19 protein-coding genes are annotated in these 16,555 nt (G+C 55.3%); 4 read left to right on the top strand and 15 right to left on the bottom strand.

Translation table 11 applies throughout. The annotated features are described in order from the left end of the window. Positions 1 to 71: 71 nt before the first annotated feature. The 10 genes from AC3ITY_RS17750 to AC3ITY_RS17705 form a co-directional block, all read right to left on the bottom strand. Positions 72 to 572, bottom strand: a complete 501-nt coding sequence (locus tag AC3ITY_RS17750; RefSeq protein ID WP_223455857.1) for an outer membrane beta-barrel protein — start codon at positions 570 to 572, stop codon at positions 72 to 74. 70 nt (positions 573 to 642) lie between these two features. Then, positions 643 to 2,238 (bottom strand): EAL domain-containing protein, encoded by a 1,596-nt coding sequence (locus AC3ITY_RS17745; protein ID WP_489304073.1) that lies wholly within the window; start codon positions 2,236 to 2,238, stop codon positions 643 to 645. Between the two features lie 263 nt (positions 2,239 to 2,501). After that, a complete protein-coding gene (locus AC3ITY_RS17740; protein WP_489304071.1) occupies positions 2,502 to 3,515 on the bottom strand; it encodes a helix-turn-helix domain-containing protein in 1,014 nt (337 codons plus the stop codon). Positions 3,516 to 3,641: 126 nt separating this feature from the next. Continuing rightward, positions 3,642 to 3,974: a hypothetical protein gene (locus AC3ITY_RS17735; protein ID WP_489304069.1), complete on the bottom strand. Its 333-nt coding sequence runs from the start codon at positions 3,972 to 3,974 to the stop codon at positions 3,642 to 3,644. Positions 3,975 to 4,152: 178 nt separating this feature from the next. Next, entirely contained in the window at positions 4,153 to 4,443 is a 291-nt protein-coding gene (locus tag AC3ITY_RS17730; protein WP_489310917.1) for a hypothetical protein, read from the bottom strand. A gap of 193 nt (positions 4,444 to 4,636) precedes the next feature. Then, on the bottom strand, positions 4,637 to 5,119 hold the full coding sequence (locus AC3ITY_RS17725) for a hypothetical protein (protein ID WP_489304067.1): 483 nt from the start codon (positions 5,117 to 5,119) through the stop codon (positions 4,637 to 4,639). Beyond that, entirely contained in the window at positions 5,116 to 5,937 is an 822-nt protein-coding gene (locus AC3ITY_RS17720; protein ID WP_489304065.1) for a winged helix-turn-helix domain-containing protein, read from the bottom strand. Before AC3ITY_RS17720 ends, AC3ITY_RS17725 begins: the two co-directional genes overlap by 4 nt. A 665-nt stretch (positions 5,938 to 6,602) precedes the next feature. Continuing rightward, positions 6,603 to 6,944 (bottom strand): hypothetical protein, encoded by a 342-nt coding sequence (locus tag AC3ITY_RS17715; RefSeq protein ID WP_489304063.1) that lies wholly within the window; start codon positions 6,942 to 6,944, stop codon positions 6,603 to 6,605. Positions 6,945 to 7,034: 90 nt separating this feature from the next. Beyond that, complete coding sequence (locus tag AC3ITY_RS17710) at positions 7,035 to 7,532, bottom strand: hypothetical protein (protein WP_489310915.1); 498 nt, start codon at positions 7,530 to 7,532, stop codon at positions 7,035 to 7,037. A 115-nt stretch (positions 7,533 to 7,647) separates the two neighbouring features. After that, positions 7,648 to 8,328: a DUF3313 domain-containing protein gene (locus tag AC3ITY_RS17705; protein WP_489304061.1), complete on the bottom strand. Its 681-nt coding sequence runs from the start codon at positions 8,326 to 8,328 to the stop codon at positions 7,648 to 7,650. Between the two features lie 286 nt (positions 8,329 to 8,614). Here AC3ITY_RS17705 and AC3ITY_RS17700 point away from each other — a divergent pair, with 286 nt between their 5' ends. Next, positions 8,615 to 9,436, top strand: coding sequence for a transporter (locus tag AC3ITY_RS17700; RefSeq protein ID WP_489304059.1), 822 nt, complete (start codon positions 8,615 to 8,617; stop codon positions 9,434 to 9,436). A gap of 34 nt (positions 9,437 to 9,470) precedes the next feature. Further along, the gene (locus tag AC3ITY_RS17695) at positions 9,471 to 9,863 is read left to right on the top strand and encodes a GFA family protein (protein ID WP_489304057.1); all 393 of its coding nucleotides are present in this window, start codon (positions 9,471 to 9,473) and stop codon (positions 9,861 to 9,863) included. Between the two features lie 11 nt (positions 9,864 to 9,874). Here the strand turns inward: AC3ITY_RS17695 and AC3ITY_RS17690 are convergent, their stop codons facing one another. Further along, positions 9,875 to 10,297, bottom strand: coding sequence for an MAPEG family protein (locus tag AC3ITY_RS17690; protein ID WP_489304055.1), 423 nt, complete (start codon positions 10,295 to 10,297; stop codon positions 9,875 to 9,877). An 81-nt stretch (positions 10,298 to 10,378) separates the two neighbouring features. Next, positions 10,379 to 11,332 (bottom strand): diiron oxygenase, encoded by a 954-nt coding sequence (locus tag AC3ITY_RS17685; protein ID WP_489304053.1) that lies wholly within the window; start codon positions 11,330 to 11,332, stop codon positions 10,379 to 10,381. 188 nt (positions 11,333 to 11,520) lie between these two features. Between AC3ITY_RS17685 and AC3ITY_RS17680 the strand changes: the two genes are divergently transcribed. Both AC3ITY_RS17680 and AC3ITY_RS17675 read left to right on the top strand, forming a co-directional pair. Further along, positions 11,521 to 12,477, top strand: coding sequence for an AraC family transcriptional regulator (locus AC3ITY_RS17680; RefSeq protein WP_489304051.1), 957 nt, complete (start codon positions 11,521 to 11,523; stop codon positions 12,475 to 12,477). Positions 12,478 to 12,687: 210 nt separating this feature from the next. Continuing rightward, positions 12,688 to 14,811: a TonB-dependent receptor gene (locus tag AC3ITY_RS17675; protein WP_489304049.1), complete on the top strand. Its 2,124-nt coding sequence runs from the start codon at positions 12,688 to 12,690 to the stop codon at positions 14,809 to 14,811. Here the strand turns inward: AC3ITY_RS17675 and AC3ITY_RS17670 are convergent. From AC3ITY_RS17670 to AC3ITY_RS17660, 3 genes are all read right to left on the bottom strand, one after another. Then, on the bottom strand, positions 14,799 to 15,305 hold the full coding sequence (locus AC3ITY_RS17670; RefSeq protein ID WP_489304047.1) for a thiol-disulfide oxidoreductase DCC family protein: 507 nt from the start codon (positions 15,303 to 15,305) through the stop codon (positions 14,799 to 14,801). The two genes, AC3ITY_RS17675 and AC3ITY_RS17670, sit on opposite strands and share 13 nt — an antisense overlap. A 149-nt stretch (positions 15,306 to 15,454) precedes the next feature. Further along, complete coding sequence (locus tag AC3ITY_RS17665; RefSeq protein ID WP_489304045.1) at positions 15,455 to 15,661, bottom strand: co-regulatory protein PtrA N-terminal domain-containing protein; 207 nt, start codon at positions 15,659 to 15,661, stop codon at positions 15,455 to 15,457. Positions 15,662 to 15,747: 86 nt separating this feature from the next. Beyond that, complete coding sequence (locus AC3ITY_RS17660) at positions 15,748 to 16,401, bottom strand: hypothetical protein (RefSeq protein ID WP_489304043.1); 654 nt, start codon at positions 16,399 to 16,401, stop codon at positions 15,748 to 15,750. Positions 16,402 to 16,555: the final 154 nt, after the last annotated feature.

Below are 16,555 nucleotides of genomic sequence, written 5' to 3'. Positions count from 1 at the left end.
TTACGCCTGAAAGGGAGTTCGCACCATGATCGAGTGCTGAGCGACCGCAAGGCCGCTCAGTTGTAGCGGTGTCAGAAAAGCATATAGGCGGATGCGGTCGTCTGATTCAGGTTGATCTCTCCGACCTCCAGAACTTCGTATTCAGCGCGCAGGCCGATGTTGCGGAAGACATCGACCTCCAGGCCGACACCGTAGGTCAGGTCAACCCCGGTATCGTCGTCGGTGGCATTGCCGTCGGCGTCCCAGGCGTGAGCACCGACACTGCCGAATACCCGCATCCGATCGCCCAGCGGAAAGCCGACATGGGCGGCAGCCTGAGCCGATTTGCCTTCGAAATCGACATCCTTGTCCTTGAATTGACCGAGATCGACGTAGGCCCCCTCGAAGGCCAGGTAGCTGTTGACGCGATACCCGGCATAAACCTTGTAGCTGGTGTCGTCGTCGTCCAGTCTGGATTCGTCGGTCTGAATGCTGCTTACGCCAGCTCCAAGATATAAGCCTTTGTCATCAGCGAGCGCTTGAAAAGACAGCAACGATAGCAGTGAAGCGAAGCCAAGGTTTCGAAGTCGCATGTGTGGTGGAGTCCTTGTACAGGTTTGTCAGGTGTTAGGGTTCGGCGAGCATTTGAGGGGCCATGAGGGGTTAATAGAAGTCATTGATTGATATTTTTGGGTCGTACGGCGGGATGTTTGCCGGGCATTGAAAGTAGCGTCTTGCCAGCGCTTGAACAGGCAGCGCTTTGCAGAACAACCAGCCTTGCGCCAATACAACCCCCTCCGAAACCAGATGCGGCAGTTGCTCCTGAGTCTCGACACCTTCGGCCACGACCTTGAGTCTTAGCGACTTGGCCAACCGGGCAATGTGTCGCCACAAGGCATCCTCGGCAGCGATCTTGTCGTCTGCGATGAATGAGCGATCTATTTTCAGAATGTCGAAAGGCACCGAATCCAGGAGCGAGAGGTTGGAATAGCCGATACCGAAGTCGTCCACGGCAATGCGATGACCACACGCACGAAGTCGTCGCAATTGCATGGCGGCAGGCTTCTGATCGAGCAAGGTCCTTTCGGTGATTTCAAAAGTCATGGCGGACGCGGGCATGTTGTAGGTTGCCAGCAGGTCGGCCACATAGTCTGGAAGGGTTGGGTCCTGAATATCCTGGGCGCAAAGATTGACCGTAATGTAGAAGTCCTTGCACGCCCAAAGGTAGGTGCTGTAATCCTGCGCCACTTGTCGAATCACCGAGCGCGTAAGTTCGCGGATCAAGCCAGACTTCTGCACCACTGGAATGAAAACATCCGCAGGCACGTGGGTGCCGTTGTCGCTCCAGTGAGAAAGTGATTCGGCGCCAACCAGATAGCCCGTCGTCAAGTTAACGATAGGCTGGTAGTGAACACCCAGTGTGTTGGCTTTCATGGCATTACGAAGCCGTACGGCGATAGAGGTGTAATACCGTTGGGCACACCTTGCGAGCAAGAGCAGCGCTGCGAACACGCACACAAGGCCAATGAATAATTTGAATTTGAGACTTGTCAGGTAACTCAACGGAAGAGAAATGACGGCGATCAATTCATTTCGGTTGCCCGCAAAGGCGATCAGGACCTTGTCTACCGAGGTAACCAGTTCTTCAAGGTGGAACGGCTTCTGCACCGTCAGCGGCTGAGGGCCCGTGGAGGCAATGGGCACTGCGCCGCCGGGGCCGATGAGGTCCAGTTGCAGGTCCTCGGGAAACTTCAAATTGTCGAGCAGGATCTTCTTGTTTGCCCAGACGTAGGTTGACTGTTCCGACACAATGATAAAGTCGCTGTCCGCAGAAACTGCGTGAGCGGAATCGACCCAATAGCTTCGTTTTCCAACGGAGAACTTACGCTTCTCGTTACCGGTTGGTATCGACTGGAGTTCTTGTCCGTAGGAGGAACAGATCTTGCCGTTGGGCAACTGGATTGCCGCTTGATCAACAAATCGCAGGTTTTTAACCAGGTCAGCCAGTTGTGAGTATTGCTCGACGGAGCATTCCTGACCCGAACGATCAAGATCGCCGAGGGTTTCCAGTACTTTGTCGATCTGCGCATTAGGCTCCACCTGAGCAGCACGCAGATCGGCATATACGTTATTCAACTTCCGTGCGATGAATTGCTCAGCCAGTCCTCCAGCACAGAACCATGCGGCCCAGCCCGTCGCAGCAATCAGGCATACAGTGACTGCTTGCCTTCCAAGTAACGCTTTATATGCGGAAATCATCGAAAAACCCCGAGGTATCAATATTTCACTGTGCACCTTGCAGTCGCGGATTAAACGTCTTCAGTACCAGTCAATGACCCAGGCCAATAAGATGCCGCTTGCATAGACGGCAATGCACAGGGCGATTTTCTGTGTGAGCGGCAGTGTGTTTATTCGATGTTGCATGCTTATCTCCTTGAGTGGGCAAATAAGCAATGGTGGGTAGCTGTGGTCAAACAAAGGAAATTATTAATCATCATTTGCAGGGCATTGATAAACGCCCGTTAACGATAATTCTTATCGCCAGCGACCTGATTGTAAACGGATGAGGTCGTGTTCCTGGGCTTGGCTGAGTTACGCCTGGCCGTTTCTGACGGAGTCTCTCCGTAAGCAATTTGATACGCCTTGGAAAACCGACCCAGATGGTGAAAGTTCCAGAACATTGCGGTTTCTGTCACGGTGGGCCATGTTTTATTGATCAGGTCGCGACGGGCACTGGCGAGTCTCAAGTTTCTGATGTACGCGATTGGCGACATCCCGAACGTTTCAATAAAGCCAAAATGCAGGGTGCGAGTGGTGGTTTCAAGTTGCCTTACGAGCGTTTTTATAGAGAGCGTTTTTTTTGTGTTTTCATGGATGTACTGTATGGCTTGGATCGCCACCTTTCTTCTTGTCGGGACTTTGCGCCTGAAGCCGCCAGCGGGCGTCAATGACTGCAATAGAGAAGCAAGTACCGCACTTTCAATCGCTGAGCCCTCTGCTGCGCTGCGTTGTGCTGAAGCAGCGTCGTTGATGTTGACACAGCAAGCACTGATGGCTTGAATGGCCGATTGAATGAATTGAAAGTTTTCAGCCTGATAGCTGTGGTTTGTCCGGTTTGCAAGGATATCTATGACAGAGTGATCTTGGCGGCATCGGTCATAGTGCTCCAGTGTCGTGGTGATGGTGAAAAGTGTTTCATTCGGTTCGCAGGTGTAATGCACCGATTCATCGCTGTGCAATACGATGACTTCGTCAGGCCGTAATTTGTGATTGTTTACAACGGGGCGGCCAATCGGGGCCTGGGAGATGGCGAATGTCACGAATCCGGCAGGGACAGAACTGACCAGGGTCACGGATGAGTCGAACTCAAGGCGACTGCACTGCAGTTCGGGGCTGTGAAAGAGTTTGTGTTGCCGAATGCGCGCCTCATGCTCAATCGGGATAAGGCTCATTTCCCAATTGCCTATTGTTCTATTCAGTTGGCTCGGCAAGGCAGAAGACAAATGAAAGATCTCGTCGGGCGGTGCGATACTCATGAAATTGAAGGCTCATCTGTTAAATGATTAGGGTCAAGCCTGACGGGCAGTCATGGAGAAGGTACGCGATTCGGCGTCCTGTCGGTCGGTGAGATCGACCCATTGCCATTGGCTTTGAACGGGTTGTCAGAGTCCCCGGATCAGTTCCAGCTCCGCCGAAAATGCGTACTTGCTGTCAAACGGTGAATCGTCCATGTGTTGAACGTTGCGCGGGTCAATTTTCGAACTGAAGATCTGCGATTGGGGTTTCATCGGGTCAATGGCTGCAGCTGTAAAGGAGTAAAAGTCGTCAATACGATAACCGGTTTTTACCTGATAGCTGGTTTTCACTGCACTTGGGACCTTCTTGTTGGTTTCGACACTCGTCAATTTGGCACTGTAGACACCCTTGTCGTCGGCCATGGCCTTGAGAGAAAGCAATAAACCAAACGACACGGTGACGAAGTTTTTCAGTAGCATCGAGGCGATTTCCTTATTAACAGTTTATTCAGGCAGAGCAGAATGTCAGCTGCATCTCTGCCACGACTTGGGCTGCAAATAATCTCACTTCGATGGTGCCTGCCAAAGTCAATAACTCATATTTACGAGGTCGCCAGAAGGGGCCGATCACCGCTTGCCCCGAAAAACACCACGCACCTCAAAAAAATATGCGCGAGTTGGCGTAACGCCTGCCGGTATCACTTTGTGAAGGGGTAGGGAGAGTAAAATCACTGTCCTGCTCGTCCGCATGATACTCATTCTCGCTATGAATTTTCAGATGCGATAGTTTCTGGCGATCATCCGCGCTTGTTTCAATTTCATAATATTCAATGGTCGTGCTTTCGACGGAGTGCTCGTCGTGCGCTAGCGAATAAAGTGGCATGGCGGAGAAAAATAAAACCGCCAGGAATCCGAAAGTCGTCGATTTATGGATTCGCAGGATATGCATGGCTTTCACTTGATTCTCCTGTATAGGGCATTGTCCCGGACGAGAATCAAGCAAGCTCGATTCCAAAGATTATCGGCGAGGGATTTTTCGCAGGAGAGGCGTTTGATTCAAATCAATAAGTGTTATTTTTGTTTGAAAAACTCTTTGAGATGAACCTGTGCCAAGCGGGAGTTGAGTCAGTTCGGGAGGCCGATTAATGGTTCATGCAGCGCAAGCGGCCAAGTTCATGTACGTAAAAGCACACGGCGTTTTTATCCGGCGTCGGAATCAATTCGTAGTTTAGGATGGCGCCTTCTTGCAAGACATATTGACGTCTGAAGAACAGGTCAGGGGTCTTTTCAATGGCAAAAAGTTCATTGTCCTGGCTGAGTTTGATGTTGCTGACTTTAATCTCGACGTGGGTTTTGCTTTCGCCGATTATATTGGCTGAAATGGTCGCATTGCGGATTTTTCCATTCAGGCTTTCCAGCGTGGTTCCAGTGAGTCGGCCATGCCCGATAGTGAGGTACTCTTCGGTGTTCAGTTGATCAAGGTCTTCCAGCCATTGTCGGGCTTTTGTTTGATAACTGGTATTTTCCATGTAGTGCGAAGGAGAGTAAGCAAGAGAGAAAATGCACAGTGCATTGACCAAGGCTATGATCGGCCAGTGAACGGCTTGCGGAATTTCAAACTTCATAGGGTGACTTCCAAACATTGACGAATCATCAAGGCGAGGTCTCTTTCGCTGCTGTTTAATTGCAGATTTGCAGTGCTTAGATCCGGGCGAATGCACGAAACGGAATAATTGGCTTTATACAGGTTGATCCAGACCTGGCCCTTCAGGTTTGCCGGTAGCTGTTCAGTTTGTTTGACCGACAGATCCATCAGCGCTTGAGCCTCGGCAAGATCGCTGCCCACGGCGTGTATGACCAGCCCATTCTTGTCGACACTGGAAATTTCAATTTTTGGCGCGTCGAAGTCGAACTGAAAAATAGTAAAGGCAACGACTGCCAGCGTAACGACATAAGCGATCAGTTGGGCCTTTGTAATACGGGTGGATTTAATGGTTTTAGCTGAAGGTGCCAGCGGTTCATCACCACCCGGTGGCGGTAGTTGCTCAGTGATGGGCACGGGTGGCTGCGCTGTTTCCCCTCGGGGTTCCGGTACATCTGCTTCTGCATCGACGACACATTGCCGGTTGAAGCAATATCCTCGTCGAGGAACAGTCATCAGGATCTCGTGATCCCGACTGTCATTGAGAATATTGCGTAGTGAGAAAACCGTTTGGTTCAAACTGCCGGAAGCAACCACGCGGTCATTCCAGGTGTAGTCGATGATTTCATCGCGGCTTTTAGTGACACCTGGCTCCATGAGCAGCAGGTCCAACAGACGCGACTCAGCTCTACCTAGCGTGGAATTTTGTACATCTCCATGGGGTGTCGTAATGGAAAGCATGGCGCTGTCCGGGTCGAATACCGCCACGGCGCCATTTTTCAACTTGAAGGTGTAGCTCATAGAAATCTTCCGTTCAGGCGGTGCTGGCCTGAGTATAGGGGCCGGATTTGGCTCGGTACATTCTGGTCTGGGAAGTGAACGAAGATGAGGCCAGGCGGAAGGTGCACTGTATGTCGCATTTACAATGCCGGACTGGCTCGTTTCAGAGGCGTGCCGTGCGGCAAACAGCCCGGCCTGTCAGAGGTGTCAGTTGAATCAAACAAGGGAAAAGCATTGCTGGATGACCCACGGTTTTTGATTTGGACACCGTGAATAATGCTTGGAATGAATTATCTGCGCTATCCGAAAACTGCAAGCTCGGGCAGGTGGGTTTGCGCGGAGCCACGCCTGGATGAACTAACTTCGCTGTTGCGACAGGTCTCAATTGCAACCTGAACTATCAGGATACAATTCAATGATTGTGTTTTTTGTGCGCCATGTTTGTGAAAGATTATTTTTGATTCTTATTAGCTTTGAATCAGGGTCGTTACCGCTTTAAATGGATCTCGAGGAGCGTTGACACAAATCACGTTCATGGTTTGCTCGTCGGGGCTTGAGCGATCCTCACCTCTCGTTCAACGGCTTTGCCCCGGGTCCTTTCATGAAGGGCCCGGGGCTTTTTTTGTTTTGGAGGGGGGGCAGGCGATGTCTGGAGGGGAGAAGGGCACGCAAGTCGCTGTCTGGCGCTACAAGCATTCCTGAGCGGCACGCTCGAAGCTCGATGGCTTGAAGGTCGAGGCCAGCAATTGGCGCTCGTAAAGGTACACATTGCCTCCATCCTGTGCCCTATGGGTTTCCAGCACAGTGTCTACGGCAACTTTGCTCGAAACGACAACCCGGTAGCTGCGTTCGCTCCCTGACACGACAGGGCTCATCTCTTTGTCCTTTAACTTCGGTACGAGGCAGTCGACATATTGCTCGGGCGATTTGTCCGTTTGTAAAGTTAAAGTCGGGTCGTTCGCGGAGGAGACACAGCCGGCCAGAAGCCAGGACGCGAGCATCACGATAGGGACACATACAAGTCGCATCGGTGGAGCCCTCAAGTTCGATTCGATTCGGTTTGGTTCGTTGAGTCATGGCCAGGAAGGTCGATAGCCGCTGCAGGTCGTCGCCGCCAATCAGGGCAAAACATCGTAACCGCGTTGTTGCAGACAACTGCTGTAGACGGAGTTGTTGGCGGTGATGCTTTGTTCGCTCGCACTCAGGTTCTGCCTGCGCTCCTGACGTTGCCTGGAGCCCCCCACGACAGCGCCGGCAGCTGCGGCACTGCGTGCCCGGTTCTGGCGATAGTCTTGCTTGGTATCGTCGTCGATCTGGTCGTAGAGGTTTTCATGTTGGCGGCCCCGAACTTCTGCCGCGGTCGCCCCGGCTACCGCGGCGGTTGCGGCACCCTTGGCCCGACCGCCGGAAGGCACGGTGCTTTGTAAAGGATGTTGCGCGTTGGCCTGGGACTGGCAGGTACTGGTGTCCTGCTGGATGGTCTGGGAAGTCTGGCCTTTGAGGGGTACCACCGTCGCCGCCTCGGCGCTGGTGCTCAAGAGCATCACAAGAATCGCCAAGGCACAGGTGCTCAAGAACACCATAAGGACCGCTAAGGTTTCAGCCAGTATTTTCATCATTGAGCCTCACGTCAGGCGTTGGCACGGCTAACGGTTTGTCAGAGGGGAAACGCGGCGTGGCGCTACTTTGAAACCCCATGCCGGTCTGCTTGCGATGGGGTTTACCTGAGCGTCAACGCTTGAGGAGGAGGGCCTGCATATCGTCTGTCATGCCTTTGAGTGCAACCTTGAAGTCATTGGCAACAATCGGCTGCTCGGCATTCTTGACGGTCTCGCCGAATACCTTGCGCACGATCTTCGCGACCGGCATACCGGTTTTGGCGTCGATCAGGTTGGCTTCGATGTACATCTCGGCGGTCTGATCCCGATGCCCGGTGGCTGCTTGTGTCGCCCCAACAATGGCCCCGATTGGAACAGCCTCATACCAGTGCATGCCTTCGTTGTTGGCGCTGACGTGAGTGATCGCCGCTTGCAGGATCAGCGACCGCGAATCGGTCGGCGCCAGCTGCGGATAAGGGACGATCGCATAGCGACGGGCAAAGGCGGTCTTGACGCTGTTGCTGGCCATCAATTGCAGGTCTTGCAGGGTCTTCAGGCTGACGCGTGCAGTCGGCTGCGGCGATGGATACAGTTCCATCTGCCGGAACACCACAGTGGAGTACGCGCGAGGATCGAACCCTGGCGATACCCAGCGCAATACTTTCTGCTCACTCGGCGTAGTTTGCTCCTCCAGGCCCTGGTAATTGCCCAGGAAGCCCGAGTATTGCTCTTGCTGCGCGACTTTCGAGACACAGCCGACCTGAAATACACAGCTCAAAGCAATACCCGCAATCCATTTGTTCGACATGCCCATGTGTTTGGTTCTCAAGTGATGAAAGTTGTCATTCGGGTTCCGACCTGGCTCCAGGCATTGGTCTGGGCGCCTCGTATTCGGGCACTGGTACTCGCCAGTCGGTTACGCAAAGCAGGTGCTTGCACGCCGGTCAATGCGGGCCGAATGCTGCCTGTAGCAGCGGGATAATCCGAATCAATAACTCTCAAAAACTGTTAAACACGGGGCCCGGGAAAATTGCACATCGATCACAGTTGCCTACGCTAACCCTTTGCAACGCCGGTTTTGGCGTCTACAGGTGAGTGAGATGGATTTGAAAGAAGGATGGATGTGTACCGCGTCGGCACTCGTCGTTGCGTTGGGCTTCATCCCGCTGGCCCAGGCCGAAGATTCGGCAGAGTTGGCGAAGAAAGCCCTCAACCCGGTCGCGGCGATGTACAGCCTGCCGGTGCAGTACAACTGGGACCAGAAGATGGGGCCGACCGGGGAGGGCATGCACAGCGTCACCAATATCCAGCCCGTGCTGCCGTTTGCCTTGAACGAAGACTGGAACCTCATTTCCCGGACCATTCTGCCGGTCATCGACCAGCACGGCCTGGCCCCCAATGGCGCGGCGGACAAATCCGGCACCGGCGATATCACCCAGAGTTTTTTCTTCTCGCCGACCAAGCCCACGGACAGTGGCTGGGTACTCGGTGGCGGCCCCGCGTTGTTGATACCGACCGGCAGTGATGAGTTGCTCGGTAGCGAGCAATGGGGCCTCGGCCCGACGGCGGTGGCGTTGAAACAGTCCAATGGCTGGACCCGAGGCATTCTGGCCAATCATATCTGGGGCCTGGACGGCAGCCCTCCGGACGACAAGGAAAAGGTCAACCAGACCTTCCTGCAACCCTTCCTCTCGTACACCACCCATACGCTCACGACCTATGGGGTGAACACCGAGTCGACCTACAATTGGCAATCGCGCGAATGGTCGGTACCGGTCAACCTGACGATCACCCAACTGCTGAGGATCGGCGGTCAACCGCTGACGGTGCAGGCCGGCCCGCGCTACTGGCTCGACAGCCCGGAGGATGGCCCGCAAGGTTGGGGCTTTCGCGCCGCCGTGACGCTCCTGTTTCCACGCTGATACGCCGTTTCGGACGGCCTGGAGGATACACCCCATGGACCGATTCACCGGCGGTTGTTTGTGCGGCAAGGTGCGCCTTGTTGCGTCGGGGCGCCCGTTCCGGGTTGGCGTTTGTCACTGTCTTGACTGCCGCAAGCATCATGGGGCGCTGTTTCACGCGTCCGCGATATTTCATCAGGATGCCGTGACAATCGAGGGCGAGACCCGTGACTACGCCGGGCGGCATTTCTGTCTGCACTGCGGTTCGTCGGTGTTCTCACGCAGTGCAGACGAAATCGAAGTGAACCTCGGATCCCTGGATGCCCCTGACCAACTGACACCAACCTACGAGAGCTGGATCGTGCGCCGCGAGGCCTGGTTGCCGGCGTTTGCGCTCACCCGACACTACGAACGCGATCGCGACAGTACGGGGCGTTTTGAGGAGTAACGGTCACATATTCATATGCCGTAATAAGCGGCTATGACAATGAGCGCGAGAAAACACACCAACTGAACGCTAAAGAAAGTAAACCGAACCGCCACGAACGCATTGGTTTGCTCATGGGATACGTGAACCAGAGACTGGCACACGCGAGCGATCAGGACGAGCGTGGACAAGTAGTTCACTGCAGCTCCGTTGACATCAAGGGCTGAAATCACGAATACGATGACGGCAAAGACAGGCAGGTTTTCCACACAGTTGGCATGTGCCCTTGTCCCGCGCCGATACCAATCCTCGCCTTCGAGCCGATCGCTTCGGAAAGAGGCGATCGGAACACTGGAGAACAGGATTCCTACCCAGCGATAAACCCCGACGGTTGCCATCAACAGCAGCAAGGTCCAGGTCGCAAACCCAAGCAGCATCCACATCGGTATCGTCATGGCCGCCATCCTCGATAGTTCATTTTCAGCACGTCATCCCACAGCCGCGCGGCCGACAAACAGTCGGTCGCGCGCTGTCGGTCAATTGCTCATGATGGGTGCCAGTGCAGTCTGAATCCGCGACATCTGTGTCGGCGTTGTCATCTGCGTCAGCAAACGGCCGAAGTGAGGATGCTGCACGCCCGAGATAATGTATTGCCAGCGGTAGGCGCTCAGCACGCAGGCTTTGATTTGCGCGGTCTCATCGACACTGAACGATCGTGAAACATTACCAATGAAGTAGTCGGCATCGGCTGCCGATTGTGCCTGCAGGATTGCGTCGACTGCCGCTACCAGCGCAATCAGATCGTTCACTGCCTGGTCGCGCTCGGCGGGCGAGAGTTTCGCGTGCTCGTCCCGCCACTCCAGTTCATCGAGTACGACGTGGCGGCTTTCATCCTTCCAGTGAAACTTGAAGACATCCTTGAACAACGGGCACAACTCCTCGCGCGGGGCGATGCTTTGCACGTAGTGCGCCTGAACAAACAGCTCGATATGACAGGTCAGCGCCAGCACCGACCAGGTGCTGGCGGCGAGTACCGCGCGCGCCACCTCGTTTGGATCGGCAACTTGACGATATCCCGCGGGCAATTTCGAACTCATCATGGTATCCATGCGCCGGAACAACTCCTGGTGCTTGATCTCGTCGTTGGAAAAACGCACCAGCGCTTCAAGCGCCAGTTGATCGTCAAATACATGGGCCCGACCCTGATCGAGCATCTTGGCGCTGATGAAACGCTCGACCAGACCGAAGATGTACGCATAGGTCCGGCCCTGGATTTGACTGAGCAGGCGTGCCTCGGCCGCGGCGAGAAAAGTCAGGCGGTCGACCTGCGAGAGTCCGTCGGGCAGGAATTTGCGCGAGAAGTCGAAACTGCGGTCCTGGAGCAGATCGCGATCGATCTGCCATTCGGCCTTTTTCGATGACCTGACCATTTGCGCATAACGGGCGGTGTTGCCTGACGCTGAGCCGGGTAGGGTAACGACGCTGTTCATATGGATCTCCTGCTGCCCTGGTTGAGTTGGAATGGGGCAATTTCGGTTGACGTCGGAGCCAATGAGCCTCTGGGGACAATCCCGATCGCTGAGTCCGCGTTGGTGCTAATCTAGGCGTCGCAGTTCAGGCGGTGAATGACCGGTGCGCCTGAATACCTGCTCCGGACTCCGGAAAGGAGGGCGGTCAAGTGTTGGATGCGCTTTCTGATGTCTTGCGTGTGATTCGGCTGTCTGGAGGCGTCTTCCTCGAGGCGGAACTCACTGCGCCCTGGTGCATCAACGGCAGAATCTCGGCGGATGATTGCAAACCGTTCCTGGCTGCACCTCGACACATCATTGCGTCGCACTTTGTCGCCGCGGGGCGCATGCAAATTCAAATCGACGGTGGTGCCGCCATCGAAGTAGGGGCAGGCGAACTCGTTCTGCTTCCTCGCAACGACGCTCATTCCTTTGGCAGTGACCTGAGCCTTGCGCCCATGCCGGCCAGAGAAGTCATTGAGCCGCCAGAAGTCGGCGGCATTTCACGGATCAAGTACGGCGGGGGGGGCGAGGCCACGCAGCTGTTGTGTGGATTCCTCGGTTCGGAAACACCCTTCAGTCCGTTGCTTTCGTCGCTGCCTTCCTTATTGAAACTGGACCTGCGCGCGACGGCTTCGGGCACCTGGATCGAAAGCTCATTCCGTTTTGCTGTCAGTGAGATCGCGGCGGGCCGCGTCGGCTCGACAACGGTCATCGCCAAGCTATCCGAACTGTTATTCGTCGAGGCCGTCGGCCAGTATGTCGCCAGCCTTCCCGCTGAGCGGCGCGGGTGGCTGGCGGGTTTGCGCGATCCGCATATCGGGCGCGCACTGGCGCTACTGCATGCTCGTCCAACCGAGGGCTGGACGGCAGAAGCCCTGGCGCTTGAGGTGGGCATGTCGCGCTCGGTATTCGCCGAGCGCTTCACGGCATTGGTCGGGCAGCCACCGATGCAATACCTGACGCTGTGGCGCATGCACGTGGCGGCTCAACACCTGCGCGAAGGTCGCGGCAATGTGGCGCAAATCGGCTTTGCCGTTGGCTACGACTCCGAAGCCGCGTTCAGTCGCGCATTCAAACGCCAATTCGGCACTTCCCCCGGCACCTGGCGCAGACAATCGGCATGAGAGGGGGGAGCTGTAGCCGCCTACCCTGAGCGTCGGATATTGAACTGTAACGGCCCGAGGCTTGACGTCCGGACGGAGCGCTTCTGTCGGCCATCAATCAAATTGAGACGATCGTTCTGAGTCATGTCAATGATTTGTATCGGAATGATATGTATTTACTTACAAAAGATAATCGTTATTATTCGCGCCATAATTCACACAAAGGTGTCCATGGTGGCTCGATCGCGCATTTACCCAGCCTCTCTGTCGTTGCTGGGCGTTCTGGTTGTACCTGATTTACAGGCAGAAACGCAGCCTGCTCTAACCCTGCCGGCAACCGCTGTGAACAGTGAGTACAGCGAGCAGAGCTACATGTCGACCGAGAGCAGGAGCGCGCTGAAGATCGATGCCCCGCTACGGGATATCCCGCAAACCGTCAACGTGGTTCCCCAGAGCGTCATCAAGGATCAGGGGGCTCAGTCGATGGAGGACGTGCTGAAGAATGTCCCAGGTATCGGCCTGTCCAATGGTGACGGCCAGCGCGACCAGGTCACCATCCGTGGTTTCAGTGCCATTGGCGACATGTACATCGACGGCATTCGCGACGATGCACTGTACTTCCGGGATCTGTCCAACGTCGAGCGGGTGGAGGTGATCAAGGGGCCGGCTGCGGTGCTCTATGGCCGAGGCTCTTCGGGGGGGCTGATCAACAGCATCAGCAAGACACCCAACTTCGCCCCCAGGCAGGAGGTCGGCGTCAGTGTCGACAGCGAGGGCAAAAAACGCACTCAGTTCGATGCCGGTTGGGCCGATCAGCAGCAAGGTGATAAAGCCTTTCGTGTGACCGGTGCGCTGGAGAACAGCGACACCTTCCGGGATGACGGCTACATCGACCGCAAGGCCATCGCGCCTTCGGCCTACTTCAAGCTTTCGGATGATCTGGAACTGGATCTGGGCGCTACCTATCTGTATGACAAGCGCCTGATCGATTTCGGCATCCCGGCACGAGGCGACCGACCGGTCGATGTGGACCGCGACAAGCGCTTCGGTGCCGCCGACCCGGATGATGACTACACCCGCAGCGAAGTGTTTTCGTTCACGGCGGGTGTCGACTACCGGATCAACGACGATTTCAGCCTGAGCAACACCAGTCGTTACTACCACTACGACCTGGATCGCAACAACACACTCGCGGACTCCAGCCCGACCCGTTTCGTCACTGCTCCCAATGGTGAACTGCTGGTAAAACTCAACCGCGGCAACGTGCAGCGCAAGGAAGACGGCTGGTTCAACCAGACCGAACTCAAGCAGCGCGCCGTGCTCGCCGGGATGAACCATAACCTGCTCTATGGAGTGGAGCTGGGGCGCCAGGTGAAGGACCAGTCCGTATTCAGCCAATCCAATGTGGCCAGGGTGCCGGTGTACCGCGATGCCTTGGTCGACGTGCCGTTCCAGGCCAACCGGCAAACCGCCAAGGGTACCAATACCCAGGACACTGCCGGCTTCTATATACAGGACCTGATCGAACTGGCGCCACAGTGGAAGGCTCTGCTGGGTGTGCGTTACGACGTGTTCGACCAGGAATACGCCGATGACCTGACGCACAGCGAGCTGTCGCGCACCGATACGACCTGGAGCCCGCGAGTCGGTCTGGTCTACCAGCCTGATCAAGTGCAGTCCTATTACGTCTCGGTGAGCCGTTCCTACCAACCCTCCGCCGAGATGTTCGCCCTGAGTACGACGAACCAGGATCTGGAACCAGAGGAGACCACCAACTTCGAGATCGGCGGCAAGTGGGACCTGCTCGACAATCGCCTGGCGTTGACGGCGGCGCTGTTCCGCCTGGAACGCACCAATATGAAAACCAGCGATCCGGCGAACCCGACCAAACTGGTGCTTGCGGGTGAGCAGCGCACCGATGGCCTTGAGCTGACCGCCAGCGGGCAGTTGAGTGACAAATGGCAGGTCTATGCCGGTTACGCCTATCTGGATGCCGAGGTCACCAAGTCCAACAGCTTTACCAACGGTGTCGCCAATGAAGGCCAGGTACCCACCTTGACGCCGCGCCACAGCGCCAACCTGTGGTTGGTGCGTTCGCTGACGCAAACCTGGCGTGTGGGCTTGGGGGCCAACTATGTCGATGACCGCTATACCGCGCTGGATAACAATGTGGTCATGCCGGCTTACACAACAGTGGACACCGCGCTGCTGTACAACCAGCCGAAATGGGACATGGCCCTGCGTCTGCGCAATGTCTTCGACAAGGACTATTACGCTTCGGCGCATGGTTCGGTGGATCTGATCACGCCCGGTGCCCCACGGACGCTGGAGCTGAGCAGCAACTATCGCTTCTGAGTACAGACCTGAAGAACAGGCGTCCGGCATTGTCGGGCGTTTGTTTGGGGCACTTTCAAAAAGCGCTGTTCATGATCAGGATCCGGCAACAGGCATGTGTCGTATTTCCCGAAGAGCCGATAACGATTAAGCGCAATGCGGTCGTATGTCCAATCTCGAAGTTTGCGAGGGAAGATGCGCAACAGATTCACGGGGCGCCAGAGTGCGGGAAACTGGGCGATGATTTCGAAAAATGCTTCCGAACGCGCCCAGTAGTGTCGGTCGCGGATCACCGCCATGGTGTCGAATTGATCCATGGGCAAACCAGCCCACGCGAGCAGAGCCTGCCCCTCGGGTGACTGAACCGCCGCCAACCGCAGGCGCCGCTGGCGGTCATGGCGAATCAACAACCTCACCCAGCCATTGCATAGCTTGCAGACACCGTCAAACAAGACCACCGTCTCTCCTGGTTTGAGCAGTGGCGCGGGTGACGGGCGGATGTGCGAGGCTGGCATAAGCGTGGGTCCAAGGGAGCCTGGTTATCCCGGAACACTGGATTTGTGTAAACGGGATTTCGGTTAAAACGGCAAATGCAGCACCTTGGGCGCTGCATTTGAGGCTTGAGACCGCACATTATTGTCGGCCTGGGGACGCGCTACTCAGATCAGCTTTTGGCGCGATCGGTCGCCTTGGCTTTGCTTTCAGCTACAGCGCCTTCAGCCTTCTGTTTCTGTGCAACCTGGAAGGCTTTCATCGAGACTGTCCGGGCCGACTCCATGCGAGCGAAGGTCCGGTCACCGCCACCTGTGGCCATGGCCAGAGAAGAAGCGGTCAGGGTGGCGACTACGAAGAGAACTTTCATGGATTTCATTTGGGTATCCTCAAGTGAGATTTTGTTAACAGCTAAAAGAATCGGAATTTATTTACTGAAGCTGAACTTCCTTGTTCAACCTTGCTTCACCATCCAGCCAGGGCGGCGTTGCCTGGTGACCAGGTGCCTTGCTCCGTACGCGCTTCGGTGTCTTTGTTTTTTGCCCAGGCAGTGAGCAGTACCATCATCGCGAATCCACCAACGATGAGAACCGGATAGGCTGCCAGCAACTCCACCAGCGAGTACTTCCAGGCCAGCGGACGACCAACACCGAGCATGGCGGCATAGAACCACGACACGCCAGAGAGGGCGCCGGAGAACAGCGCGAGCATGCGCAGGTTGAAGGAAAGTTTCAGTAACGAACCGGCTTTTTTCAGCGCCGGCAATACAGCGTTATGCAACAGGAAACCGTTAAAGGTTAACAGCACAACGATGCCGATCTTGGCTTGCAGTTTGGGATTGAGGAAATACTCCATCCCCTTGCCGGCATAATCGATCCCGATAATACCAATGCCCGTAATCCAGAGCGCTACAAGTGCAAGCGATACGGTTTTTTGAAGGCTTTCCATGTGCGCGTCATCGTGGTGACCTGACGCATCGCCTTTCAGGAGTTGCTTGACCATTGCAATGTCACTGGTCAAAACCAGCCCGATTGCCACACAGCAAGCGATAAGATGGAAATATACAACGCCCAAACGCAAATATTCCACGGTGGACGAAGAAAGCATACTAAGTTCCATGGTTACCTCTTGGTTATAATAGTGAATCAACATGGCTCTCAGTACGGCTTAGTTGGTATTTGCCGTTGCTGATTGCAATCAAGATCCAGGAATTTCTATTAATTAATCTTGCGGCGTTACGCTGGCAAGACAATAGCGGGTTTCTCGAATGAAC

The organism is Pseudomonas sp. GL_091 (assembly GCF_057837725.1).
The sequence above is the reverse complement of the archived record's forward strand: the minus strand, read 5'-3'. Positions and strand labels throughout refer to the sequence as shown.